We start from the raw sequence: 23,306 nt of genomic DNA, 5'->3' as shown, positions 1-23,306 counted from the left end.
CGCGTCGGTTCAGCGTGCCGCGGGGAGGTCCAGCCGCACGTCCAGACCCAGATCGAGGGCGCGCGCCGAGTGGGTGAGCGCGCCGACGGAGATCACATCGACGCCGGTCTGCGCGATCGCGCAGACCGTGTCGAGGTTCACCCCTCCGGAGGCTTCCACCGTCACCCGTCCCGCCACCTGCTCGACCCCGCGGCGCAGATCGTCGAGCGAGAAGTTGTCGAGCATGATGATGTCGAGGCCGGCGGCCAGGACCGGCTCGATCTGGTCGAGCCGGTCCACTTCGACCTCGACCGGCATCGTGTGCGGCAGCCGCGCGATCGCCTCGCGGAGCGCCTCGGTCACCCCGAGTCCGCCGGCGGTGAGGACGGCCAGGTGGTTGTCCTTTGCCATGACGGCGTCCGACAGTGAGTAGCGATGGTTGTGGCCGCCGCCACTGCGCACCGCGTGGCGCTCGAACAGGCGCAGACCCGGTGTGGTCTTGCGGGTGTCGGCGATGCGCGCACCCGTCCCGGCGACCCGGGCGACGTACTCGGCGGTGAGCGTGGCGATCCCCGACATGCGCTGGACGAAATTCAGTCCGATGCGCTCGGCGGTGAGGACCGCGCGGGCCGGTCCCTTCACCGAGGCGAGCACGTCGCCGCCGGTGAAGCGCTCGCCGTCGTGCACGTGCCACGTGACCGCGATCGCGGCGTCGGTGAGGCCGAACGCGGCGTCGAAGACCTGCGCTCCGCTGAACACACCGTCCTCGCGGGCGACGAGATCGGCGGAAGCGGTCGCCGTGGCGGGAATGAGCGCGGCACTGGTGATGTCGCCCCACGGCGCGTCCTCCTCCAGCGCCGCCGCCACGATGCGGTCGACGGATGCCGCCCTCACGCCGGCACCTGCTCGGCCAGCGGGACGGCCGCAACAGCGTCGGACCGGAAGTGCGCGCCGACCGAATCGGTGCGCGCCAGTGCGGCCGCGACCAGGTACGCCGCGACGAGCAAGAGGTTCTCATTCTCGAAGTCGTGCTCGGTGACGGGGTACCGGAGCTCGGCGCGCCAGCCCGCGAGCACCGCTGCCGCGTGCCGCAGCCCGGCTGCATCGCGCACGAGACCCGCATCGTCCCACATCAACCGCTGCAGCGCGGCGCGGGAGAACGGCACGAGTCCGCCCGCGGGGTGCGCGGCGGCGTCCGGCGCGTGCGGGCTCGCGAGCATCGGCGCCGGCCACGTCGCCGTGGCGTCGCCGGCGATGGCGTCGCCGGCGCGGGCGCCGAACACAGCGCCCTCCAGCAGGGAGTTCGAGGCCAGACGGTTCGCACCGTGCACCCCGGTGCGCGCCGCTTCACCCACCGCGTACAGCCCCGGCACGGTGGTGCGTCCGAACAGGTCGGTGCTGACCCCGCCCATCAGGTAGTGGGCGGCGGGTGTGACCGGGATCGGCTCACGGGCCCAGTCGAGCCCCCGCGCGCGCACCGCGGCGTCGATCGTGGGGAAGCGTGCGGCCAGGAACTGAGCGCGTGCGTCGGGGTCGGTGCTGTGGACGACGGTCGTGTCCAGGCGCACCGGCGCGCCTTGTTCGGCCGCGCGACGGGCGATCGCCCGGGCCACGATGTCACGCGGGGCGAGTTCGCCGTCGGGATGCGTGTCGAACACGAACCGGCGCCCCTCGTCGTCGATGAGCGTTGCGCCCTCTCCGCGCACCGCCTCCGACACCAGGAAGGCATCCCCGGCGCCGATGATCGTGGGATGGAACTGGATGAACTCCAGATCGCTCACCGCCGCGCCCGCGCGCAGCGCCGCAGCGATGCCGTCTCCGGTGGCCACCGGCGGGTTGGTGCTGTGGGCGTAGAGTTCTCCGACGCCGCCGGTGGCGAGCACCACGGCATCGGCCTCGATCGTGTGGCGGGTCCCGGCGGAGGTGGGCGTCTCGCCCACGATCAGGTCGACGCCGGCCACGCGGCCGCGCGCCGTCACGAGGTCGACGAGGAAGGCGTGCTCGATCACCTCGACCTTGCTGGCGCGCAGGCTCGCGACGAGGGCCCGCTCGATCGCGGTGCCGGTGGCATCGCCCCCGGCGTGCAGGATGCGGGGGTAGGAATGGGCCGCTTCCAGCCCCTTCACGAACCCTCCCGAGGCATCCCGGTCGAACCCGACTCCCAGGTCGATCAGCTCCCGGATGCGGGCGGGACCCTCCGTCACGAGAACCCGCACGGCTTCGGGATCGTTGAGCCCGGCACCGGCGGTCAGGGTGTCGCGCACGTGGTCTTCGACCCGGTCGTCGTCGAACATGACGCCGGCGATGCCGCCCTGGGCGAATCGGGTGTTGGCGTGATCGAGGACGTCCTTGGTGACCACGGTCACCCGGCATCCGCCCGCCACCGCATGGAGGGCCACGGTGAGTCCGGCGATGCCCGAGCCCACCACGACGGCGTGCGGCGCGGTCATGATGTCGCCGGCGGCTTGGCGGCGAGCATCCGCTCGAGGGCGAGGCGTGCCGGGTCGGCGACGTCCTGCGGCACCGACACCTGGTTGACCACCTCGCCGGCGACCAGTCGCTCCAGCACCCAGGCCAGGTAGCCCGGGTGGATGCGGTACATCGTCGAGCACGGGCACACGACCGGGTCGAGGCAGAAGATCTCGTGCCTCGGGTTCTCGGCGGCGAGGCGCTGCACGAGGTTGATCTCGGTGCCGACCGCGAACGTGGTCGGTTCGGCGGCGTTCTCGATGGCGCTGCGGATGTAGTGCGTCGACCCCGACTCATCCGCCGCGTCGACCACATCCATCGGGCACTCGGGGTGGACGATCACGCGCACGCCGGGGTGTTCCGCGCGCGCCTTGTCGATCTGGTCGACGGTGAAGCGACGATGCACCGAGCAGAAGCCGTGCCACAGGATGACGCGCGAGCCGGTCAACGTGTCCTCGTCGGAGCCGCCCAGCGGCTTGCGGGGGTTCCACAGCGGCATCTGCTCCAACGGAACGCCCATCGCCTTGGCGGTGTTGCGGCCCAGGTGCTGGTCGGGGAAGAACAGCACGCGGCGGCCCCGCTCGAATGCCCATTCCAGCACCGCCCGGGCGTTCGACGACGTGCAGACGATGCCGCCGTGGCGGCCGACGAACCCCTTGATGGCAGCCGAGGAGTTCATGTAGGTCACCGGGATGACCGGAACCAGGCCGTCGGCGTCGGGGGTGTCCATGTCGCCGAACACCTCGCCCAGCTGCTCCCAGCACTCCTCCACCTGGTCGATGTCGGCCATGTCGGCCATCGAGCACCCCGCGGCGAGGTTCGGCAGGATCACGGCCTGTCCGTCGGCGGAGAGCAGATCGGCGGTCTCGGCCATGAAGTGCACGCCGCAGAACACGATCGCCTCGGCGGCGGTGCGCTCGGTGGCGGCGACGGCGAGCTGGTAGGAGTCACCGATCACATCGGCGTGGGCCACGACCTCTTCGCGCTGGTAGTAGTGACCGAGCACGACGACGCGGTCTCCCAGGGTCTGTTTCGCGGCGCGGATGCGGTCGGCCAGCTCTTCCTCGGGGGCCTCACGGTATTCGACGGGCAGCTCGCCCTGTCGCGGGGCCCCGGTGGGGATGACGTCGCCCATCGAGGAACCGGGTCCGTAGCCGGGGCGCGTGTCGAAGTTCCACGGGCCGGCGGCCAGCTCGGTGTTGCACGTCTCGGCCGTCGATTCCCCGGCGACGATCGCCTGGATCTCGTGGTCGACGCTCGCGTCGACGGGGCGGGGCTGGAGCGTGAGGTCGGTGACGGTCATGATTCGTCCTTCACTCGGCGAGCGGGCCGCGGTCGGCCAGCTCGACATCGGGATTGCTGCGGTACAAGCGCGCCGGCCGGTGGCTGCCGGTTCGGAATCGGTCGGTGGGAAGCAGGTTGCCGGAACTCTCCACCTGGCGGCGGAAGTTGGCCGGGTCGAGGCGGCGGCCCAGGATCGCCTGGTACACCTCCCGCAGGTCGGCGACGGTGAACTCGTCCGTGAGCAGCCCGTGCGCGATGCGGCTGTAGCCGACCTTGTTGCGCAGGCGCCACAGCGCGTACCCGACGATCGCGGTGTGGTCGAACGCGAGCGGGGGCAGGTCATCGGCATCGAACCACGCGACGTTGTCGTCGTCGACGCGCTCGCGGTGCGCGGTGGAGGCGACCTCTTCGCGCACGAGCGCCCAGTACACGATCGAGATGACGCGGCTGGGGGAGCGGTCGACGGCGCCGAACGCGTAGAGCTGTTCCAGGTAGCTCGGGTCCAGCGAGGTCGTCTCGGCGAGGGTGCGGGACGCGGCCCCTTCCAGGTTCTCGGCGTCGCCGAGCCACCCGCCCGGGAGCGCCCACAGGCCCTCGTGCGGGTCGCGGGTGCGGCGCACCAGCGGCAGCACGACGGTCGGCTCCGCGTCGCCGGACGGCCGACGGAGGCTGAAGATCACGGTCGACACGGCGACACGGATGCCGTCGGAGCGTACGCCGACGGCGCCGCGGGTGCGTTCGGCGGCAGTGGTGGGGAGGGACGCTGTTTGTGTCATGGTGACTCTAACTCTCGGGTCGATCTTAGAGTCATACCCACCCGAAGTGCAACCGGAGTGTTCCCAGTTGGGACTCCTAGCCTGGCCGTGTGCTGATCGTCGACATCCTCGCCGTCCTGGTGCTCGCCGTCGGCGCGGCGATCGGCATCGCGCGCGGCTTGCTCGCCACCGCCGGTGCCCTGATCGGCCTCGCGATCGGCACCGTCGCGGCGGTGTGGGTCGTGCCCTTGGTCGCGCGCGGTGTCGCCGACTGGCAGTACCGCACGCTCGTCCTCACGGTCGTCGCCGTCGCGATCGTCGCCGCGTGCGCCGCCCTGGGTGTCGCCGCAGGCATGGCGCTGCGCCGCCACGTCGACAAGGCGAAGCTCGGCGCCCTCGACCGCGTCCTCGGTGGGATCGTCGACACCGCGGTGGCGGGGCTGGTCCTGCTGCTCCTCGCCGGCAGCATCACGGCATCGGGTACCCCGGTCCTGTCGACCGCGGTCGGGTCGTCCCGCGTGATCGGCATGCTCGACGCGCTCACCCCGGCACCGGTCGACGGCGCGCTGGCGGAACTGCGCGGATTCGTCGTGGAGGAGGGCATCCCGCAGGTGCGAGTGCTGTTGGCGCCGCAGGTGCAGCCCACCTCGCCGCCGATCACCCTGGACGATCCCGACCTGGAACGCGCAGCAGCCTCGGTGGCGCGCATCAGCGGCACCGCGTACTCCTGCGGCGTGTCGATGACCGGCTCCGGGTTCGTGGTGGCCGACGACCTGGTGGTCACCAACGCCCACGTCGTCGCGGGCGTCGACACCCCGGTCGTGGAACTGCCCGCACGTCCGCCCCGGGAGGGACGGATCGTGTACTTCGATCCGGACGACGACCTCGCCGTCATCGCCGTCGACGACCTCGGAGCGGCCCCGCTGGAGGTCGCCGAACCCGTCGCCGCAGGCACGGCGGTCGCGGTGCAGGGGTACCCGCTGGGCGGACCCTTCCACAGCGGTCCCGGATTCGTGGTGTCGGTGGGCACCGCACCGGTCACCGACATCTACGACGACGCGATCTCGCCGCGCGACCTGTACGCGCTCGACGCGGACGTGCGCCCCGGCAACTCCGGCGGCCCCGTGCTCACCGACGACGGCGAGGTCGTCGGTGTCGTCTTCGCCCGCGGCATCGATGAGGACCGCCGCGGCTACGCGATGACGACCGACGAACTCGACCCGGTGCTGGCGGCCACATCGTCAGCCTCGGCGAGCGTTTCCAGCGGAGCGTGCACAACGTAGTGCACCCGGCCCCGCCGAGCGGTATGCTGACGGGGCAAACTGAAGACAGGCCGCACGACGTGCGCGGGAGAGCACCGACTCCGGTCGGGCACCGAAGGAGCAAGCCTCCCCGCCAATCTCTCAGGTCCGCGTACCGCGCACGCCCGGCCACTCTGGAAAACGACCCGCCCGTGGGTCGTGCCGACGGTGAAACCCCCGCTTCCCTCAGGAGCGGGAGGAAACTCTCAGGCCAATGACAGAGGGGGAGTTCTCGGATGCCGACGACGGCATCCGCCCGATCCGGGAGAACTCATGACTCGCACCACCCCGCTTCACGATCGTCACGTCGCGCTGGGCGCGACCTTCACCGACTTCGGCGGCTGGTCGATGCCGGTGCGCTACACCTCCGACCTCGCCGAGCACCACGCGGTGCGCACCGCGGCGGGGCTGTTCGACATCTCGCACATGGCCGAGTTCCTGGTCGAGGGCGCCGACATCGGCGCGTACCTCGACGCCGCGCTCGCCGGACCTTTGTCAACCCTCAGCGACGACCAGGCCAAGTATTCGCTGTTGCTGGCCGAGGACGGCGGCACCCTCGACGATCTCATCGTGTACCGCGACAGCGCGACCCGGTACGTCGTCGTCGCCAACGCCGGCAACCGCGACGTCGTCGCGACCGCACTGACGGCGCGAGCCGAGGGATTCGACGTGACGGTGCACGACGCCACCGACGAGCTCGCCCTGCTCGCGGTGCAGGGGCCCGTCTCGGCGGACGTGCTCCGCGGGGCGGTCGGCCTGCACGTCGACGACCTCGACGTGCGCTTCTACCGCAAGACCCGCGGCACCTTCGCGGCCGACGCGGACGCGACGCCCGCGGTCGTGCACATCGCCCGCACCGGCTATACGGGGGAAGACGGCTTCGAGCTGTACGTGCACCGCGACCTGGCCCCGGCACTGTGGGATGCTCTGCTCGATGCGGGGCGTCCGCTTGGCCTCATCCCCGCCGGGCTCGCCGCACGCGACACGCTCCGCCTGGAGGCGGGGATGCCGCTGTACGGGCACGAACTGGGCGCCGGGGTGCACCCCGCCCAGGTCGGGCTCGCGCGCCTGCAGCGCCGCGGGACGGCCGCCGAGGCCGATGCGCCGGTGCTCGTCGGCCTCGTGGCCGAGGGCCGCCGCGCCGGCCGTGCCGGCTACGCCGTGCTCGACGCGCGGGGAACGCGCGTAGGCGAGGTCACCTCCGGCGCGCTGAGCCCGACCCTGGGGCACCCGATCGCCATGGCCTTCGTCCACCCGTCGGCATCCGCCGCCGGCACCGAGCTCCTGCTGGACGTGCGCGGAACGCACGTGCCGGCATCCGTCATCCCCCTGCCCTTCTACCGGAGAACGTCATGACCGACCTCACTGCACTGAAGTACACCGCCGAGCACGAGTGGGTCGCCCTCGACGGCGACGTCGCGACCGTCGGCATCACCGACTACGCCGCCGAACAGCTCGGCGATGTCGTCTACGTCGACCTGCCCGCCGTCGGGGCCACGATCACCGCCGGCCAGTCGTGCGGCGAGATCGAGTCCACCAAGTCGGTCGGCGATCTGTACGCGCCGGTCACCGGCGAGGTCGTCGCCGTCAACGACGCCGTCGATGCCGACCCGTCCCTGGTCAACGCCGACGCGTTCGCCGCCTGGCTCGTCCGGGTGCGGGTCGACCCGGCGGCGGTGGCCGCGCTCATGGACCGCGACGCCTACGTCGCCCTCACCGGCGGCGACGCGTGAGCGCTGCGTTCACCGCGCGCCACATCGGAACCGACGCCGCCGCCCAGCAACGCATGCTGACCGCGTCCGGTCACGACAGCGTCGCCGCCCTGGTCGAACGGGCCGTACCGGCATCTCTCCACGCCGCCCCGGTCGCCCACACCGTCATCCCGGACGCGGCCAGCGAAGCCGAGACACTCGCCGAGCTCCGCGCGCTCGCCGGCGCGAACCGCCCCGCGCACGCCATGATCGGGCTGGGCTATTACGAGACGATCACGCCGTCGGTCATCGCACGCAACGTGCTGGAGAACCCGTCCTGGTACACCGCGTACACGCCGTACCAGCCCGAGATCTCCCAGGGCCGGCTGGAAGCTCTCCTCAATTTCCAGACGATGGTCACCGACCTCACCGGGCTCGCCACGGCGGGAGCGTCGATGCTCGACGAGTCGACCGCAGTCGTGGAAGGGATGCTGGTGGCCCGCCGCGCCTCCGGATCGGCATCCGACGTGTTCCTCGTCGACGCCGACGCCCTGCCGCAGACCCGGGCGCTGCTGGCTCACCGGGCCGCCGCGCTCGGCATCCGGATCATCGAGACCGACGTCGACGTCGCCGAGCTGCCGGACGCGTTCGGCGCCTTCGTGCAGTACCCGGGAGCGACCGGGCGGGTGTGGGACCCCGCCGCGGTGATCGCGCAGGTGCACGAGGCGGGCGGGCTCGTCGTGGTGGCCGCCGACTTGCTGGCCCTGACCCTGCTGCGCTCGCCGGGCGAGCTGGGCGCTGACATCGCGGCGGGCACGACGCAGCGGTTCGGCGTGCCCCTCGGGTTCGGCGGTCCCCACGCGGGGTACCTGGCCGTGCGCACCGGACTGGAACGCCAGCTCCCCGGCCGGCTGGTCGGGATCTCGCAGGACGCCGACGGGCGTCCGGCCTACCGGCTGTCGCTGCAGACGCGGGAACAGCACATCCGCCGCGAGAAGGCGACGTCGAACATCTGCACCGCACAGGTGCTGCTGGCGGTCATGGCCTCGATGTACGCGGTCTACCACGGTCCCGAGGGGTTGCGGGCGATCGCCACCGAGGTTGCGCGCACGGCGGCGCTGCTGCGCGACGGATTGGTCTCGGCCGGCGTGGCCGTGCTGCACGATGCGTTCTTCGACACGGTGGTCGCACTCACCCCCGGCCGCGCCGACATCGTGATCGAAGCGGCCCGGGAACAGGGCTTCCACCTGTGGTTCCGCGATGCCGACTCCGTGGGGATCTCGGTCGGCGAGACCACGACGGTCGAGCAGGTCCGCGCGCTGGCGTCGCTGGTCGCGGCCGCACCGGGGCCGGTCGGGAGCGACGCGGTGACGGCGGGGGGCGACGCCCTCCTCGACGGCCTGCGCCGCGACGACGCCTACCTCCAGCATCCGGTGTTCAGCCGGTATCGCTCCGAGACGGCGATGATGCGCTACCTGAAGCGGCTCGGCGACCGCGACTACGCCCTCGACCGCGGCATGATCCCGCTGGGCTCGTGCACCATGAAACTCAACGCGGCCACCGAGATGGCGGCGGTGTCGTGGCCCGAGTTCGCGGGACTGCACCCCTTCGCTCCCGTCGACGACGTCGCCGGGTACCTCGTGATGATCGACCAACTGGAATCGTGGCTGGCCGAGCTCACCGGGTACGACGCCGTGTCACTGCAGCCGAACGCCGGATCGCAGGGCGAGCTGGCGGGCCTGCTCGCCATCCGCGGCTACCACCGCTCCCGCGGCGATGAGAACCGCACCGTGTGCCTCATCCCGTCATCGGCGCACGGCACGAACGCCGCATCGGCGGTGCTGGCGGGCATGCGGGTGGTGCAGGTCGCCTGCGACGAACGCGGCAACGTGGACCTCGGCGACCTGCGCACCAAGATCGCCGCGCACACCGATGCGCTCGCCGCACTGATGATCACGTATCCCTCGACGCACGGGGTCTACGAGCACGACGTCCGCGAGATCACGGCGGCGGTGCACGCCGCCGGCGGCCAGGTCTACATCGACGGGGCCAACCTCAACGCCCTGCTCGGCTACGCCCGGCTGGGCGAACTGGGCGGTGACGTGTCGCACCTGAATCTGCACAAGACGTTCGCGATCCCGCACGGCGGCGGCGGCCCGGGTGTCGGCCCGGTCGCGGCAAAGGCGCACCTGGCGCCGTTCCTGCCCTCGCATCCGATGGCCCAGCGCGCCGAACACGCGGGCGGGTTCGTCTTCGACGGCGGCCCGGTCTCGGCGGCGCCGTACGGGTCGGCATCCATCCTTCCGATCACGTGGGCCTACGTGCGGATGATGGGGTCGGACGGGCTGCGCGAGGCCACCGGCGCCGCGGTGCTGGCGGCGAACTACATCGCGGCCCGACTGCGGGACGACTTCCCGGTGCTGTACGCGGGGGAGGGCGGGCTGGTCGCGCACGAGTGCATCCTCGATCTGCGGCCCCTGAAGGAGCAGACCGGGGTCACGGTGGACGACGTCGCGAAACGGCTGATCGACTACGGCTTCCACGCGCCCACGATGTCGTTCCCGGTGGCCGGGACGCTCATGGTGGAGCCTACCGAGTCGGAGGACCTCGCCGAACTGGACCGTTTCGTGGCGGCGATGTCGGCGATCAAGGCCGAGGCGGTCGCGGTCGCGGCCGGTCAGTGGCCGGCATCCGACAATCCGCTCGTGAACGCACCGCACACGGCCGAGATGGCGGTGTCGTCGCAGTGGGACCATCCGTACTCGCGCGAGATCGCCGTCTACCCGGCGGCCGAACTCTCCGAGGCGAAGTACTGGCCGCCCGTGCGGCGGGTCGACAACGCCTACGGCGACCGGCACCTCGTGTGCTCCTGCCCCCCGGTCTCCGCCTTCACGTGAGCCCGGAGCCGGGCTCCTCCTCCTCCTCCTCCTTCCCTCCCCCTCCTCCTCCGGCTCCGCGAGACCGCAGCGGTGTGATCGAGACCGCGCGGATTTCGCAGGGTTTCGACCCCGCGGCTGCTGTCTCGCGGGTCTGGCGCCGGGCCGGCGGGGTCTCACCGGGAGAAGAGCAGGGCGCGGAAGGAAGCCAGAGCGGCGGAGTCTTCGGGGTGGACGGCTCGAAGCCCGGCGCCGGTGAGCGCGGCACGGACCGGGTCGATCAGGCGCAGTTCCGGCCAGCCCCAGTGCACGACGTTGTCGGCGTCGGCGGCGAGCAGCCGGAGGTCACGGTCGCGCCGGCGCTGCAACTGCTGCAGGCCGTCCCCGAACCGGCCGTCGTACTTCAGGTCGCCGTCGGCCTCGCCGACGAGGCGGAGCCACTCCCACCAGAAGTCGGCGTACTCGGAGCTGCCGTGTCCCGTGGGAAACGGCCGCTGCAGGTCGGGTTCGGGAAAGCCCAGCCACTCGATGACCGCGCGGCTGAACGACTCCAGCACGCTGGCCGCCTGGCCGTCCGCGCGTTGCAACGCCCATCGCGCGTACCGTCGGCCCCGAGCGGTCGCGCGGTGTTCGTTGTCGTCGATCAGATGATCCCGGCCCAGTGCCGGATCGACCCGGAGTGCCGCATCGGCACTGGCGAGGCCGAGCGCGGGGTGACGGCTGCGGGCGAGGCTGACGGCGGTGCTGCCGGGGGTGGCGATGAGGATGCCGGCAACGTCGACGACCTCGTCATGGTCGCTGCTGGTGTGCAGTCGCACCCCGCCGACGAGGCGAGCCGACCGGGTCGGGTCGGCGGTCACGTGAACGACACGGGGGTCGCCGAGCACCGGCATCCGCCACAATGCGGCGGCGGACTCGTGCGAGAAGACGACCCCGGGCTGGGTGAGGGCGACGGCGTGCACGCGCGCAAGATATCGGTCCCAGGGTGCAAGTTCGTCCCACCCGGCGGCGGGGGCGAGCACCCCGCGCCGCACGCGGACGAGCCTTCCCGCCGAGACCTCCCGATCCGCGTTGCTGACATCGCGGGACCGTAACAGGGCGATCGGACTCGGGGCGACGGCGGACTGGTCGTGGAGCAGCATGCCCCCAGCATCCGCTCCCCACGCCCGCCGCACCGTGACAGTCACCCGCAGTGTGGACAACCTCCCCGCCCGCGCCGCCGGGGAGGAGTCGACGCCCCCACCCGCCCCACTGACCCGCGAGACTACACGCGCGGTATCGAGACCCTGCGGAATTCGCGGGGTCTCGATACCGCCGCTGTAGTCTCGCGGGCTTCGGGGGCAGGGGGGCGGGTCAGGTGGGGAGGGCGAAGAGGGCGGGCCACCAGGCGGCGGCGAGGGGGTAGCCGATGAACGCGACGACGTCGATCAGCACGTGCGCGATCACGAGCGGCATCACCCGACCCCAGCGCTGGTACACCCAGCCGAAGACGACACCCATCGCGACATTGCCGACGATGGCGCCGAACCCCTGGTACGCGTGGTACGCGCCGCGGAGCGCCGCGGTGGCGAGGATGATCGTCCACGCGCCCCACCCGAGCCGTCGCAACCGGTCGAACAGGTACCCCACGAAGATCACCTCCTCGGTCAGCCCTGCCCGCAGCGCCGCCACGAGCAGCAGCGGGACCGTCCACCACGAGGCGTCCAGCGGCGAGGCATCCACCTGCACCGTGATGCCGAGGGCCCGTCCCGCCGCGTACAACGCCAGCCCCGGGATGCCGATCACCGCGACCAGCAGCACCCCCGCACCGAGATCTTGCCCGAAACGCCGGACGTTCAGGCCGATCTTCTCGAACGCGGACCGGGTCGGTTCCCACAGGAAATAGATCGCCAGTGCCACCGGCGCCAGAGCGAACAGCTGGCCGAGGAACTGGTAGAGCACATCCCAGAACTGCGTCGCGTTCGCGCCTGGGTTGAGCGACGTCGACTGGCCCGCGAGCGGCTGTTCGCGCGTCAGTGCCTGAACGAGTGAGAGCACCGAGTACAGCGCCGACCGCCCGACCGACAATGCCAACACCAGACCGATCTCCCACCACAGTCGGGTCCGCGACGCGGACACACCCCGACTGTGCGAAAACTCCTGTTGTGCGTGGTTCACGTTGTCAGATTGTCATGGATTCGCCAATTCCAGTAAAGGATCTGTAACGGTTTCGCGGGGCGACAACAGCGCCCGCCGCCCTCTGCCTATCGTGTGGGGTAGCAGCGCGCTGCCCGAACCCAGGGAGCGCGTACAACCCTGCACAGGAGGAAATGTGAAGATCACGCGTCTGACGGCGGGCGTCGGCGTGCTGGCGGTGGGAGCACTTGCGCTCTCCGGCTGCGCCAACCCGTACGAGTCCGAAGTCGTGGAGAACACCGAGATCGCGGTGGCCTACAACCAGGGATTCTTCCACTTCAACGATGACAGCTCGGCCGGCAACAACACGGCCAACGGCAACATCAAGTACATGACCGACACGATGTTCGGGTACTACGACAACGAGCCCGCGTTCCAGCGGAACACCGACTTCGGATCCTACGAGAAGACCAGCGACGACCCGCTGACGATGGAGTTCACGATCACGGCGGATGCCGTCTGGTCCGACGGCGTGCCGATCGACGCAGCCGACATGCTGCTGCAGTGGGCCGCGATGTCGGGCAACGTGAGCGACGCGTTCTCCCCGGCCTCCACCACCGGATTCGAACTGGTCACGGCGGTCCCCGAGACCGACGACAAGAAGATCACGCTCGTGTTCGACAAGCCCTACGTGGACTGGGAGCTGATCGGCAGCTACAACGGCGGCGTCCTCGGCGTCTCCGCGCACGGCACCTACGCACTGGCGTTCCCGGACGAGTACGCCGACGTGCAGGCCGCCTACGAGTCCTACATGGGCGACACCAGCGATGAGAACCTCACCGCGTACCAGGACGCGGCGAACGCCTTCGCCGAAGACGCCAAGCAGAAGGTCGTCGACGCGATCACCAACGGCGATGAGGAAGTGCTCGCTGCGCTGGGCGATGCCTGGAGCAACGCCTACAGCTACACGTCGCTGCCCGACAGTCCCGCCGCCGCCCTCACGAGCGGCCCGTACGTCATCGAGGACACCAAGGAGGACGAGTACACCACCCTCGTCGCGAACCCGCTGTACTCGTGGGGTCCGTCCCCGAAGTACGAGCGCATCACGGTGCGCGCCATCGCCGACTCCACGACCGCGCTGCAGGCCCTGCAGACCGGCGAACTGGACATCTGGACCGGGCAGCCGACGGCCGACATCCTGCAGGTGGCCGAGTCGATCGGCGACGCCGACGTGCAGACCGGGGTGCAGTCCTCGCACGAACACGTCGACCTCACCGTCAACAACGGCGGTCCCTTCGACCCGGCCAGCTACGGCGGCGACGAGGAGAAGGCGCTCAAGGTACGTCAGGCGTTCCTGAAAGTGATCCCGCGCCAGCAGATCGTCGACAACATCATCAAGCCGCTGAACCCGGAGGCGACCGTCCGTAACGCGCACCTCGTCTCCGAGGCCAACGCGGACCGCTACCAGGCGCTCACTGACAGCAACGGCTCGGCCGACTACGCCGAAGTCGACATCGCGGGCGCGCAGGCGCTCCTCGAAGAGGTCGGCGTGGACGCCCCGGTGGAAGTGGGGTTCTGGTACCCGGAGGGCAACGTCCGGCGCGCCCAGGAGTTCGAGCTCATCACCGCGTCCGCGGCGCAGGCCGGTTTCCAGCTCGTCGACCAGAGCGAGCCGCTGTGGGAGTTCACCGACGCGGACAAGAACCCCATCAACCCGCACGACGCGACCATCTTCGCGTGGCAGCAGACGTCGCTGGCGGTGGGCGGTTCCGATCAGATCTACGCGTGCTACGACCTCGACAAGCCGGAAACGCGCAGTGGAAACTACAACGGGTACTGCGACGAGGGCGTGACCGCGGCGCTCGCTGAGCTCAACGTGACGGCGGACGCGGATGCGCAGACCGAGCTGCTGAAGACCGCGGAGGCGGGGATCTGGGCCGACGCCGTGTCGATCCCGATCTTCCAGTTCCCGCACTTGCTCGTCTCCAGCAAGCGCGTCTCGGGGGTCGAGCTGATGCCGCTCAGCCCGGACTACTTCTGGAACTTCTGGGAGTGGACGCCGGAAGGCAGCTGACGCCGAACCTGAACCGGTGGCGGTCGAGGACCTCCTCGACCGCCACCGGCATCCCGCCACGTTGCCGAACGGAATCCCCACAATGACCCTCGCCTCGCCCCGGCGGTCCCGGCCGTGCTGACCTTCATCCTGCGCCGCTTGGGCGCCACGGTGCTCGTCCTGATCGTCGCCTCGTTCATCGTCTACAACCTGGCCTCGATCGGCACCGACCCGCTGGCCGACCTGCAGCAGTACAAGGGTGCCAACCGCCGGCAGCTCATCGATGCGCGCTCCGAGCAACTGGGTCTGGACCTGCCGGTGCCGGTGCGGTACTTCGCCTGGCTGGGCGGGGCCGCCAAATGCGTCGTCCTGCAGTGCGACCTGGGCGTCTCGTTCAGCCGCGGCAACCAACCCGTCACCGAGGCGGTCGCCACCGCCGCCGGTTCCACGATCCAACTGGTGACGGCCGCCACGATCATCGCGATCATCGTCGGCATCACGATCGGCATCCTGACCGCCCTACGCCAGTACAGCGGCTTCGACTACACCGTCACCTTCCTCACCTTCGTCGTCTACTCCCTGCCGATCTTCTGGGTCGCGGTGCTGCTGAAGGAATACGGCGCCATCCGCTTCAACCAGTTCCTCGCCGATCCGCAGATATCCGTGTGGGCGGTGCTCATCGTCGGGCTCGTCGCGGGCGTCATCGTGATGAGCGTGCTCGGAGGTTCAGCGCGGTCGAGGCTGATCACGTTCGTCTCCGCGTTCGCCGCCGGCGCGGGCCTGATGACGCTGCTGGCGGTGACCGACTGGTTCGCCCACCCCGGTGTCGGGTTCATCGGCGTCATCGTGACAGGGCTTGCCATCGCCGTCGGCGCCACGGCGGTCTCCACCGGCCTCGCCAACCGGCGCACGCTGTACGCTTCGCTGGTCGTCGTGGGGGTGTGGATCGCACTGTACCAGCCGCTGCAGTTCCTGTTCTTCTTCGTCCCGCGGGGCTGGATGCTGCTGATCATGTACGTCGTGTCGGTGCTCCTGGGCATCGGCGTCGGGCTGCTGATGGGCGGCGACGCCCGCCGGGAGGCGGCGCGCACAGCGGCGATCGTGAGCTTCCTCACGTTCTTCGTCATCGTGATCGATCGGGTCATGCTCGTCTACCCGGCCTACCTCGACCGCATCCCGCAGTCGGGCGTGATCGCCACGATCGGATCGCAGACGCCCGGGCTGCGCGGGGACATGTGGTTCCAGATCCTCGACGGTTTCGGTCACCTCGTCCTGCCGACCATTGCGCTGGCGCTCGTCTCGATCGCCAGCTACACCCGCTACGCCCGTTCCAGCCTGCTCGAAGTCATGAACCAGGACTACGTGCGCACGGCCCGGGCCAAGGGACTCACTGAGCGCACCGTCGTCGTGCGCCACGCGATGCGCAACGCGCTGATCCCCATCACGACGATCATCGCCTTCGACGTGGGTGCGCTCATCGGCGGCGCCGTGATCACCGAGACGATCTTCGCGTGGAAGGGGATGGGGCTGCTGTTCACCGACGGGCTCCGCGACGGCGACGTGAACCTCGTGATGGGGTTCTTCGTGGTCACCGGCGTGCTCGCCGTCGTCTTCAACCTGGTGGCGGACCTGTTGTACTCCGCCCTCGACCCCCGGATCCGGGTGAGCTGACATGTCGACACAGATACCGACTCCCGCCGACCGCGGCTCCGAACAGTCGATCGAACAGAAGGCCGTTGCCGGTCTCAGTCAGGGCGCCCTGGTGCGGCGTCGTTTCTTCCGGCACAAAGGCGCCGTGATCTCCATGGTCGTGCTGGCACTGGTCGTCGTGCTCGCCTTCTCGTCGGTGGGGACCGTCGTCGGCGGCAGCGGGATGCTGCAGGGCGACTCGGCCGGCGGGCTCCGCGTGGACGGGTGGCGGATCGCCGGCTGGTGGCCGCTGAACTGGTGGACCAACTACCCGATCGTCAATGCCGGGCAGCCGACCCTGAGCCTGTTCCCGTTCCAGATCGGGGAACACCCGTTCGGTCAGGACACGCTCGGCAAGGACATCTTCGCGCAGGTGATGCGCGGTGCCCAGCAGTCGATCGTCGTGATGGTGCTCGTGGGCGTCGTCTCGCTGGTGGTCGGGGTGAGCCTGGGCGCACTGTCGGGCTACTACCGTGGCTGGGCGGACTCGCTCATCATGCGGTTCACCGATGTCGTCATCATCATGCCGATCATCGTGATCGGGTCGATCTTCGGCATCCTGTTCGGCGGCAACGCGATCGTCTTCGGAGTCTTCCTCGGGGTGCTCAGCTGGACCGGATTGGCGCGGCTGGTGCGCGGCGACTTTCTCTCGTTGCGCGAACGCGAGTTCGTGGATGCCGCCCGGGTCGCCGGTGCCAGCGATGCCCGCATCATCTTCCGGCACATCCTGCCGAACGCCGTCGGGGTGATCATCGTCAACACGACGCTGCTCATGAGCGCCGCCGTGCTCACCGAGGCGGCGCTGAGCTTCATCGGCTTCGGCATCTCCGCTCCCGACGTCTCCCTCGGGCAGATCATTTCGGAGTACCGGGAGGCCTTCCGTACCCGGCCGTGGCTGTTCTGGTGGCCCGGCATCTTCATCGTCACCCTCGCGCTGTGCATCAACTTCATCGGCGACGGTCTGCGCGATGCTTTCGACCCCCGGCAGCAGTCGAAGGTGAATCGCCGCAAGGCCCGCAAGGCGGCCGCCGCGATTCCCTCGGCCGAGAAGCTGATCGTGTCCGACGCCCCGACCGGAGATGGGGAGAGTCAGCCGTGACCGGCTGTCTGCGCCAGGCTCCACACCGCGGCGGCGGCGAGCAGGATGGTCGTCGCGAGCAATCCGCGGTGCCAGGTCCTAACGGTGCCGCCGGGCCGGTCGGTGCCGCCGCTGCGACGGTGGCGCTCGATGGCCCGCCGCACGAGCGTCGCGGCATCTCCCGACTCGGTGCCCTCCGCATCCGACGGGCGGCGCGTCTGGCCGTCGCCGGGCGTTCGCGACACCTCCTCGCGGCGGGTCCCGAGGGCCCGTCGCGCGCTCGGGGCGGGTGCGGCCCACGCACGGATGCCGCGGCCGTCGGCGGTGTGCACGGTGAGAGCGAACCGCGTCTGAACGTCGGCCAGGTCGCCCCACGGCACGCGGGCGGACCGGAACACGTTGTCGATCTCGACGAACCCGTCGGTCACGGTGACCGACGGGCGGATGAACAACAACCAGGCCGCCCACGCCAGGGCGACGATCGGCCAGCCCCAGCGCAGGACGCCGCCGAGGCCGTCGGTCACACCGATGTATCCCAGCGTCACGGCGCACATGACCACTGCTGCTGCGGCGAGGACGACCCCGCCGCGCGGACGGAACACGACGGGCTGCGGCATGCGCCCATCCTGACATGGGAGGCGGCGCGATGAACGCTCGACAACCTCGGCACGGCAACGGCGACAGCGCGTCGGCCGGCTTCGACGGCCCCGCGCTGGAGGTACGCGACCTCGGTGTGGAGTTCTGGGTGGGCGATGCCTGGGCCGTCGCCGCCCATCACGTCTCGTACGACCTCATGCCCGGCCACGTGCTGGCGATCGTCGGCGAGTCGGGGTCGGGAAAGAGCACGAGCTCGATGGCCATCATGGGTCTGCTGCCGCAGAACGCCCGGGTCACCGGCAGCGCCAAACTCGGCGGACGTGAGCTGGTCGGTGCGGCCCCCGAGGCCCTGCGGAAAGTGCGCGGCGAGGGGATCGCGGCGATCTTCCAAGAGCCGATGACGGCGCTCAACCCGGTGTACACGATCGGGTTCCAGATCGGCGAGGCGTTGCAGACCCACCGCCCGGGCACGACCCGCAACCAAGCGAAGGCCCGGGCCATCGAACTGCTCGACCTCGTCGACATGCCCGATCCGAAGAAGGCCTTCGACTCCTACCCGCACCAGCTGTCGGGCGGGCAACGCCAGCGTGCGATGATCGCCCAGTCCATCGCGCTTGATCCTCGTGTGCTCATCGCCGACGAGCCCACGACGGCGCTGGACGTCACGGTGCAGGCGGAGATCCTCGATCTGCTGCGCGATCTGCACCAGAAGCTCGATTCCGCCATCGTGCTGATCACCCACGACATGGGGGTTGTCGCCGACATGGCCGACGAGGTCATCGTGATGAAGGACGGCGCCGTGGTCGAGCACGGCCCCGTCGCGCAGATCTTCGGACATCCCGCGCATCCCTACACCCGGGCGCTGATGGCGTCGGTGCCGCACTTGGGGATGGGGGAGGCGGCCCCGGATGCCGACCGGATCCGCGATGAGACGACGGCGGCGCTGCACCTGGACGGCGTCGCGATCGAATACCCCACGCGGGGTCGGGTGGCCGCGTTCCGCGCGGTCGAGGGTGCGTCGTTGTCGATCCAGCCCGGTGAGGTGCTCGGCCTGGTCGGTGAGTCGGGATCGGGGAAGACGACCATAGCGCGAGCCGTCGTCGGGCTGGCGCCGGTGGCCGAGGGGTCGCTCCGCGTCGCCGGCCAGGACATGGTCGGCGTGGGCAAAGCGGAGTTGCGCGCGGTGCGCCGCAAACTCGGGATCGTGTTCCAGGATCCTGGGTCGTCGCTCAATCCCCGGTGGCCGGTCGGCGTGTCGATCGGTGAGCCGCTGGAGCTGGCGGAGTGGACCCGGTCCGACACCGACCGCCGCGTGGGCGAGTTGCTCGACCTCGTGGAGCTTCCTCGCGACTTCCGCAACCGCTATCCGCACGAGCTGTCCGGCGGGCAGCGGCAGCGCATCGGCATCGCCCGCGCGCTCGCGCTGGACCCCGAGGTGCTGATCGCCGACGAGCCGACCAGCGCGCTCGACGTGTCGGTGCAGGCCCGCGTGCTGGAACTGTTGCAGGAGATCCAGCGGGAGAAGCAGTTCGCGACGCTGTTCGTCACCCACGATCTCGCGGTCGTCGACATGCTCGCCGACCGCATCGCGGTCATGCAGCACGGCCGCATCGTGGAGCAGGGGACGAAGGAACAGATCCTGCGCAACCCGCGCGATCCGTACACGCAGCGGCTGATCGCCGCGGTGCCGGTGCCCGATCCCGCCGAGCAGCGCGAGCGCCGCGAGGCGCGTGCGGCTCTGCTCGCCTCGCAGGGCTGATTCGCGCTGCGATAAACTGGGGGACGCCGGGATCCCGGCATACCCACTCTGTTTAGGAACCTGCATGGCGCGCGCCCTCCGTCCCGACCTCCGCAACGTCGCGATCGTCGCGCACGTCGATCACGGCAAGACCACGCTGGTCGACGCCATGCTCCGCCAGACCGGCTCGTTCGGCGAGCACGCGCACGTCGAGGACCGCGCGATGGACTCGAACGACCTGGAGCGGGAGAAGGGCATCACGATCCTCGCCAAGAACACGGCGATCACCTACAACGGGGAACACGCGACGGAACCGGTGACGATCAACGTGATCGACACGCCCGGCCACGCGGACTTCGGCGGCGAGGTCGAGCGCGGTCTGTCGATGGTGGACGGGGTCGTCCTGCTCGTTGACGCGTCGGAGGGACCGCTGCCGCAGACGCGGTTCGTGCTACGCAAGGCGTTGGAGGCGAAGCTTCCGGTCATCCTGTTGGTGAACAAGACCGACCGGCCGGATGCCCGCATCGCCGAGGTCGAGGAGGAGGCCCACGACCTGCTGCTGGGCCTCGCCTCCGACCTGCACGATGACGTGCCCGACCTCGACGTGGACGCGCTGCTCGACGTGCCGGTCGTGTACGCCTCGGGTCGCGCCGGAGCAGCATCCCGCACCCGCCCCGGCAACGGTGAGCTCCCCGGCAACGACGACCTGGAGCCGCTGTTCGGCGCGATCCTGGAACATGTTCCCGCGCCGGAATATGACGATGAGGCACCGTTGCAGGCCTGGGTCACCAACCTTGACTCCTCGCCGTTCCTCGGGCGCCTGGCGCTGCTTCGGGTGTTCAACGGCACGCTCAAGAAGGGGCAGACCGTCGCGTGGGTCCGTCACGACGGCACGCATGCCAACGCCCGCATCACCGAACTGCTGAAGACCCGGGCCCTGGAACGTTACCCCGCCGAATCCGCGGGGCCGGGGGACATCGTCGCGATCGCCGGGATCGAGGAGATCACGATCGGCGAGACCATCGCCGACCCCGACGACGTGCGGGCACTCCCCGCCATCACGGTCGACGACCCCGCCATCTCGATGACGATCGGCACCAACACCTCGCCGCTGGTCGGAAAAGTCAAGGGGCACAAGCTCACGGCGCGGATGGTCAAGGACCGTCTCGACCGTGAGCTGATCGGCAACGTGTCACTGAACGTCGTCGACATCGGCCGGCCGGACGCCTGGGAGGTGCAGGGCCGCGGTGAGCTGGCGCTGGCGATCCTGGTGGAGAACATGCGACGCGAGGGCTTCGAGCTGACCGTCGGCAAACCCCAGGTCGTCACCCGCAAGGGGGACAGCGGCCAGGTGCAGGAGCCGTTCGAGCACCTCACGATCGACGCGCCCGAGGAGCACCTCGGCGCGATCACGCAGCTGCTGGCGGCCCGGCGCGGCCGGATGGAGACGATGACCAACCACGGCACCGGCTGGGTGCGGATGGAGTTCATCGTGCCCTCGCGCGGTCTCATCGGCTTCCGCACCGAGTTCCTGTCGGTCACCCGCGGCACCGGCATCGCCAACGCCATCTCGCACGGGTACGGCGACTGGGCGGGCCACATCGTGGCGCGTCAGAATGGCTCGATCGTCGCCGACCGCGCCGGCGTCGTGACGCCGTTCGCGATGATGGCGCTGCAGGAGCGCATGAGCTTCTTCGTGCAGCCCACCGAAGAGGTGTACGAGGGCATGGTGGTGGGGGAGAACACCCGCTCCGAGGACATGGACGTGAACATCACCAAGGAGAAGAAGCTCACCAACATGCGTTCGTCGACCGCGGATGAGCTCGAGAAGCTCACACCGCCACGACAGCTCTCCCTGGAGGAGTCGCTGGAGTTCGCGCGCGACGACGAGTGCGTCGAGGTGACGCCCGAGAAGGTGCGGATCCGCAAGGTGATCCTGGACCAGACCGAGCGTGCCCGGGCGACGGCTCGCCTCAAGCGCCAGGACGCCAACGCCTGATCGGACCGGCGCCGCGCATCGCACGGTGCGGGTCAGGCGATCGTGGGCTGCGGATCGACCGGGAAGTTGTCGCCGAAGCGCGCTGTCGGGTCGACGCGCCGCTTGATCTCGCGCAGCCGCGCGAGCGTCTCCGGCGGGAAGGCCTGCGCCACGATGTCCGCCCCGGTGCGCGTCTCGAAGCTGAGGTACATGCCCTCGAAGTGCGTGGACAGGTCGTTCCAGAGGGCGTCGAAGCGTGCGGAGGCGCCCACCGCGGTCACCGCGAACGTCGCGCCGCGGTGCGCGTAGGCGGTGTCGGCTGTGGGAACGTCGGCGACGGCGCCGCCGACGGCGCGCAGCTGCAGCCACGGCGATGCCCCCGAGGTGATGAGCTCGGCCAACGCCGCTGCGGCGGCCTCGTCGAGGTCTCCGATCAGCCCCGACCGGAAGTGGGGCTCGCCCTGACCGCCGTACTCCGCGCCGGGCGTGTGGGCGACGGCGGATGCGTACGTCGTGAGGGTGACCTGCTGGCCGACCAGCGGCGCGACCTGCGCGAACGGCTGCAGGCGGGCGATGATGGTGTCGGGGTCGTCGGAGTCGACGACCCCGTAGACGTGCGCGATCGGGGGCTGACCGCCCCGGCCGGGGGCCAGGACCGCGAAGAGTGTGACGTCGCGCGGTGACGCCGCCATCGCGTCGGCGAAACCGCGCAGGAAACCGGCGGTGTCGCTTGCGTCGAAGGCGAGTTGCACGTGGCCGATCTCTCCGACGGGCGCGGCGGCGAACTCGAATGACACCACGATGCCGATGCTCGCGCCCGCGCCGCGGATCGCCCAGAACAGCTCGGGGTTCTCGTCGGCGCTGACGTGCACGCGCGAACCGTCGGCGAGGACCACGTCGGCGGCCCGCAGCCGGTCGATGGTCAGCCCCTGCGAGCGGCTGAGGAAGCCGATGCCGCCGGCGGTGGCCAGCCCCCCGACGCCGACGCTCCCGCTGTCGCCAGAGCTGATCGCCCAGCCGTGGGGTTCGAGCACGTGCGCCACCTCGCCCCAGCGCGCGCCCGGGCCGATGCGCACGAGCCGCCGGGACGGGTCGACCACCTCGATCTCGTTCAGCGCGCCGACGTCGATCACCAGACCCCCGTCGTTCGTGGAACGCCCGCTGATGCCGTGGCCACCGCTGCGGACGCCCAGCGGGAGGTCCGGATGCCGGGCCGCGAAGCGCACGGCGTCGGAGACCTCGTCGATCGTGCCGGGGCGCAGCACGAGACCCGGCTTGCCTCCGCGCAGGTACGTCGAGTGCGCCGTGCGGTAGGCGAAGTCACCGGGCTCGACGGCGCTCTCGCGCAGCGAGGCCGGGAGGTCGTCGTAGGCGATGCCCGGCCGGCGCAGGCTCAGCGCCTTCGCGCTGCGGCGCGCGGTGTGCGCGTCGGTGCCGGTGCGGGCGCGCTCGGCGGCCACAGCGGCGCGCACGGCGGGCATGGTCTCGGCGGCGAACCGCTCCGCCAGACCCGGGTCGTCCCCGCCGATGATGAACGTCGAGGCGCCCGCTCCCACAGCCAGGTCGGTGAGCTGGTCGGCGCTCTCACGGCCGGACACGTTGAGCAGCCGCACGATTTCGGACGGGTCACGCCCCGCGTTCGCCGCCGCCTCGTCGATGCGGGCGTTGCCGGCTTCGAGGTCACCCGGCTGCAGGTACGACAG

Annotated in this window: 17 protein-coding genes and 1 riboswitch; of the genes, 9 read left to right on the top strand and 8 right to left on the bottom strand. The window is 70.4% G+C overall.

Translation table 11 applies throughout. From position 1 onward, the window contains the following. Nucleotides 1-9 precede the first annotated feature (9 nt). Genes nadC through ACK5KK_RS01900 form a run of 4 tightly spaced genes read right to left on the bottom strand, consistent with a single transcriptional unit; the run spans nucleotide 10 to nucleotide 4,421 of the window. A complete protein-coding gene (nadC, locus tag ACK5KK_RS01915) occupies nucleotides 10-873 on the bottom strand; it encodes a carboxylating nicotinate-nucleotide diphosphorylase (protein WP_416888401.1) in 864 nt (287 codons plus the stop codon). Further along, on the bottom strand, nucleotides 870-2,429 hold the full coding sequence (gene nadB, locus ACK5KK_RS01910) for an L-aspartate oxidase (RefSeq protein WP_416888400.1): 1,560 nt from the start codon (nucleotides 2,427-2,429) through the stop codon (nucleotides 870-872). Before nadB ends, nadC begins: the two co-directional genes overlap by 4 nt. Then, complete coding sequence (gene nadA / locus ACK5KK_RS01905; protein ID WP_416888399.1) at nucleotides 2,426-3,751, bottom strand: quinolinate synthase NadA; 1,326 nt, start codon at nucleotides 3,749-3,751, stop codon at nucleotides 2,426-2,428. Before nadA ends, nadB begins: the two co-directional genes overlap by 4 nt. A gap of 10 nt (nucleotides 3,752-3,761) precedes the next feature. Beyond that, a complete protein-coding gene (locus tag ACK5KK_RS01900) occupies nucleotides 3,762-4,421 on the bottom strand; it encodes an NUDIX hydrolase (protein ID WP_416888412.1) in 660 nt (219 codons plus the stop codon). A gap of 176 nt (nucleotides 4,422-4,597) precedes the next feature. Here ACK5KK_RS01900 and ACK5KK_RS01895 point away from each other — a divergent pair, with 176 nt between their 5' ends. The 4 genes from ACK5KK_RS01895 to gcvP all read left to right on the top strand — a co-directional run bounded on the left by ACK5KK_RS01895 (nucleotide 4,598) and on the right by gcvP (nucleotide 10,376). Further along, a complete protein-coding gene (locus ACK5KK_RS01895; RefSeq protein ID WP_416888398.1) occupies nucleotides 4,598-5,770 on the top strand; it encodes a MarP family serine protease in 1,173 nt (390 codons plus the stop codon). Between the two features lie 54 nt (nucleotides 5,771-5,824). Then, a riboswitch (glycine riboswitch) is annotated at nucleotides 5,825-5,916 on the top strand. A 145-nt stretch (nucleotides 5,917-6,061) separates the two neighbouring features. After that, a complete protein-coding gene (gene gcvT / locus ACK5KK_RS01890) occupies nucleotides 6,062-7,144 on the top strand; it encodes a glycine cleavage system aminomethyltransferase GcvT (protein WP_416888397.1) in 1,083 nt (360 codons plus the stop codon). After that, nucleotides 7,141-7,521: a glycine cleavage system protein GcvH gene (gene gcvH, locus ACK5KK_RS01885; RefSeq protein ID WP_416888396.1), complete on the top strand. Its 381-nt coding sequence runs from the start codon at nucleotides 7,141-7,143 to the stop codon at nucleotides 7,519-7,521. Before gcvT ends, gcvH begins: the two co-directional genes overlap by 4 nt. Nucleotides 7,522-7,574: 53 nt before the next feature. Then, nucleotides 7,575-10,376, top strand: a complete 2,802-nt coding sequence (gene gcvP, locus ACK5KK_RS01880; protein WP_416888411.1) for an aminomethyl-transferring glycine dehydrogenase — start codon at nucleotides 7,575-7,577, stop codon at nucleotides 10,374-10,376. Nucleotides 10,377-10,531: 155 nt separating this feature from the next. Here gcvP and ACK5KK_RS01875 read toward each other — a convergent pair whose 3' ends face one another. Both ACK5KK_RS01875 and ACK5KK_RS01870 read right to left on the bottom strand, forming a co-directional pair. Further along, a complete protein-coding gene (locus ACK5KK_RS01875) occupies nucleotides 10,532-11,542 on the bottom strand; it encodes a hypothetical protein (RefSeq protein WP_416888395.1) in 1,011 nt (336 codons plus the stop codon). 166 nt (nucleotides 11,543-11,708) lie between these two features. Beyond that, nucleotides 11,709-12,473, bottom strand: coding sequence for a CPBP family intramembrane glutamic endopeptidase (locus ACK5KK_RS01870; protein WP_416888394.1), 765 nt, complete (start codon nucleotides 12,471-12,473; stop codon nucleotides 11,709-11,711). A gap of 193 nt (nucleotides 12,474-12,666) precedes the next feature. On the opposite strand from ACK5KK_RS01870, the gene ACK5KK_RS01865 reads away from it, so the two are divergent. From ACK5KK_RS01865 to ACK5KK_RS01855, 3 genes are all read left to right on the top strand, one after another. Continuing rightward, nucleotides 12,667-14,544, top strand: coding sequence for an ABC transporter family substrate-binding protein (locus ACK5KK_RS01865; RefSeq protein ID WP_416888393.1), 1,878 nt, complete (start codon nucleotides 12,667-12,669; stop codon nucleotides 14,542-14,544). 114 nt (nucleotides 14,545-14,658) lie between these two features. Beyond that, nucleotides 14,659-16,194 carry an ABC transporter permease gene (locus ACK5KK_RS01860; RefSeq protein ID WP_416888392.1) on the top strand — a complete coding sequence of 512 codons (1,536 nt, stop codon included), beginning with the start codon at nucleotides 14,659-14,661 and terminating at the stop codon, nucleotides 16,192-16,194. Between the two features lies 1 nt (nucleotide 16,195). Further along, nucleotides 16,196-17,311, top strand: coding sequence for an ABC transporter permease (locus ACK5KK_RS01855; RefSeq protein WP_416888391.1), 1,116 nt, complete (start codon nucleotides 16,196-16,198; stop codon nucleotides 17,309-17,311). Here the strand turns inward: ACK5KK_RS01855 and ACK5KK_RS01850 are convergent. Beyond that, the gene (locus ACK5KK_RS01850; RefSeq protein WP_416888390.1) at nucleotides 17,302-17,907 is read right to left on the bottom strand and encodes a PH domain-containing protein; all 606 of its coding nucleotides are present in this window, start codon (nucleotides 17,905-17,907) and stop codon (nucleotides 17,302-17,304) included. The genes ACK5KK_RS01855 and ACK5KK_RS01850 overlap by 10 nt on opposite strands. Nucleotides 17,908-17,936: 29 nt before the next feature. Here ACK5KK_RS01850 and ACK5KK_RS01845 point away from each other — a divergent pair, with 29 nt between their 5' ends. Both ACK5KK_RS01845 and typA read left to right on the top strand, forming a co-directional pair. Then, the gene (locus tag ACK5KK_RS01845) at nucleotides 17,937-19,646 is read left to right on the top strand and encodes an ABC transporter ATP-binding protein (RefSeq protein WP_416888389.1); all 1,710 of its coding nucleotides are present in this window, start codon (nucleotides 17,937-17,939) and stop codon (nucleotides 19,644-19,646) included. A 64-nt stretch (nucleotides 19,647-19,710) separates the two neighbouring features. Further along, complete coding sequence (gene typA, locus ACK5KK_RS01840) at nucleotides 19,711-21,624, top strand: translational GTPase TypA (protein WP_416888388.1); 1,914 nt, start codon at nucleotides 19,711-19,713, stop codon at nucleotides 21,622-21,624. A gap of 32 nt (nucleotides 21,625-21,656) precedes the next feature. Here the strand turns inward: typA and ACK5KK_RS01835 are convergent. After that, nucleotides 21,657-23,306, bottom strand: a 1,650-nt coding sequence (locus ACK5KK_RS01835; RefSeq protein WP_416888387.1) for an FAD-binding oxidoreductase, incomplete at its 5' end; no start/stop codon positions are given.

This window comes from Microbacterium sp. (genome assembly GCF_047972865.1).
In the GTDB taxonomy this organism is placed as follows: domain Bacteria; phylum Actinomycetota; class Actinomycetes; order Actinomycetales; family Microbacteriaceae; genus Microbacterium.
The sequence above is the reverse complement of the archived record's forward strand: the minus strand, read 5'-3'. Positions and strand labels throughout refer to the sequence as shown.

What these genes read in the sequence shown, in the direction of transcription:
- gcvT (WP_416888397.1), top strand. Translation starts at nt 6,062, where the DNA reads ATGACTCGCACCACCCCGCTTCACGATCGTCACGTCGCGCTGGGCGCG.
- ACK5KK_RS01850 (WP_416888390.1), bottom strand. Translation starts at nt 17,907, where the DNA reads ATGCCGCAGCCCGTCGTGTTCCGTCCGCGCGGCGGGGTCGTCCTCGCC.
- nadA (WP_416888399.1), bottom strand. Translation starts at nt 3,751, where the DNA reads ATGACCGTCACCGACCTCACGCTCCAGCCCCGCCCCGTCGACGCGAGC.
- nadB (WP_416888400.1), bottom strand. Translation starts at nt 2,429, where the DNA reads ATGACCGCGCCGCACGCCGTCGTGGTGGGCTCGGGCATCGCCGGACTC.
- ACK5KK_RS01855 (WP_416888391.1), top strand. Translation starts at nt 16,196, where the DNA reads ATGTCGACACAGATACCGACTCCCGCCGACCGCGGCTCCGAACAGTCG.
- gcvP (WP_416888411.1), top strand. Translation starts at nt 7,575, where the DNA reads ATGCTGACCGCGTCCGGTCACGACAGCGTCGCCGCCCTGGTCGAACGG.
- typA (WP_416888388.1), top strand. Translation starts at nt 19,711, where the DNA reads ATGGCGCGCGCCCTCCGTCCCGACCTCCGCAACGTCGCGATCGTCGCG.
- ACK5KK_RS01845 (WP_416888389.1), top strand. Translation starts at nt 17,937, where the DNA reads ATGAACGCTCGACAACCTCGGCACGGCAACGGCGACAGCGCGTCGGCC.
- gcvH (WP_416888396.1), top strand. Translation starts at nt 7,141, where the DNA reads ATGACCGACCTCACTGCACTGAAGTACACCGCCGAGCACGAGTGGGTC.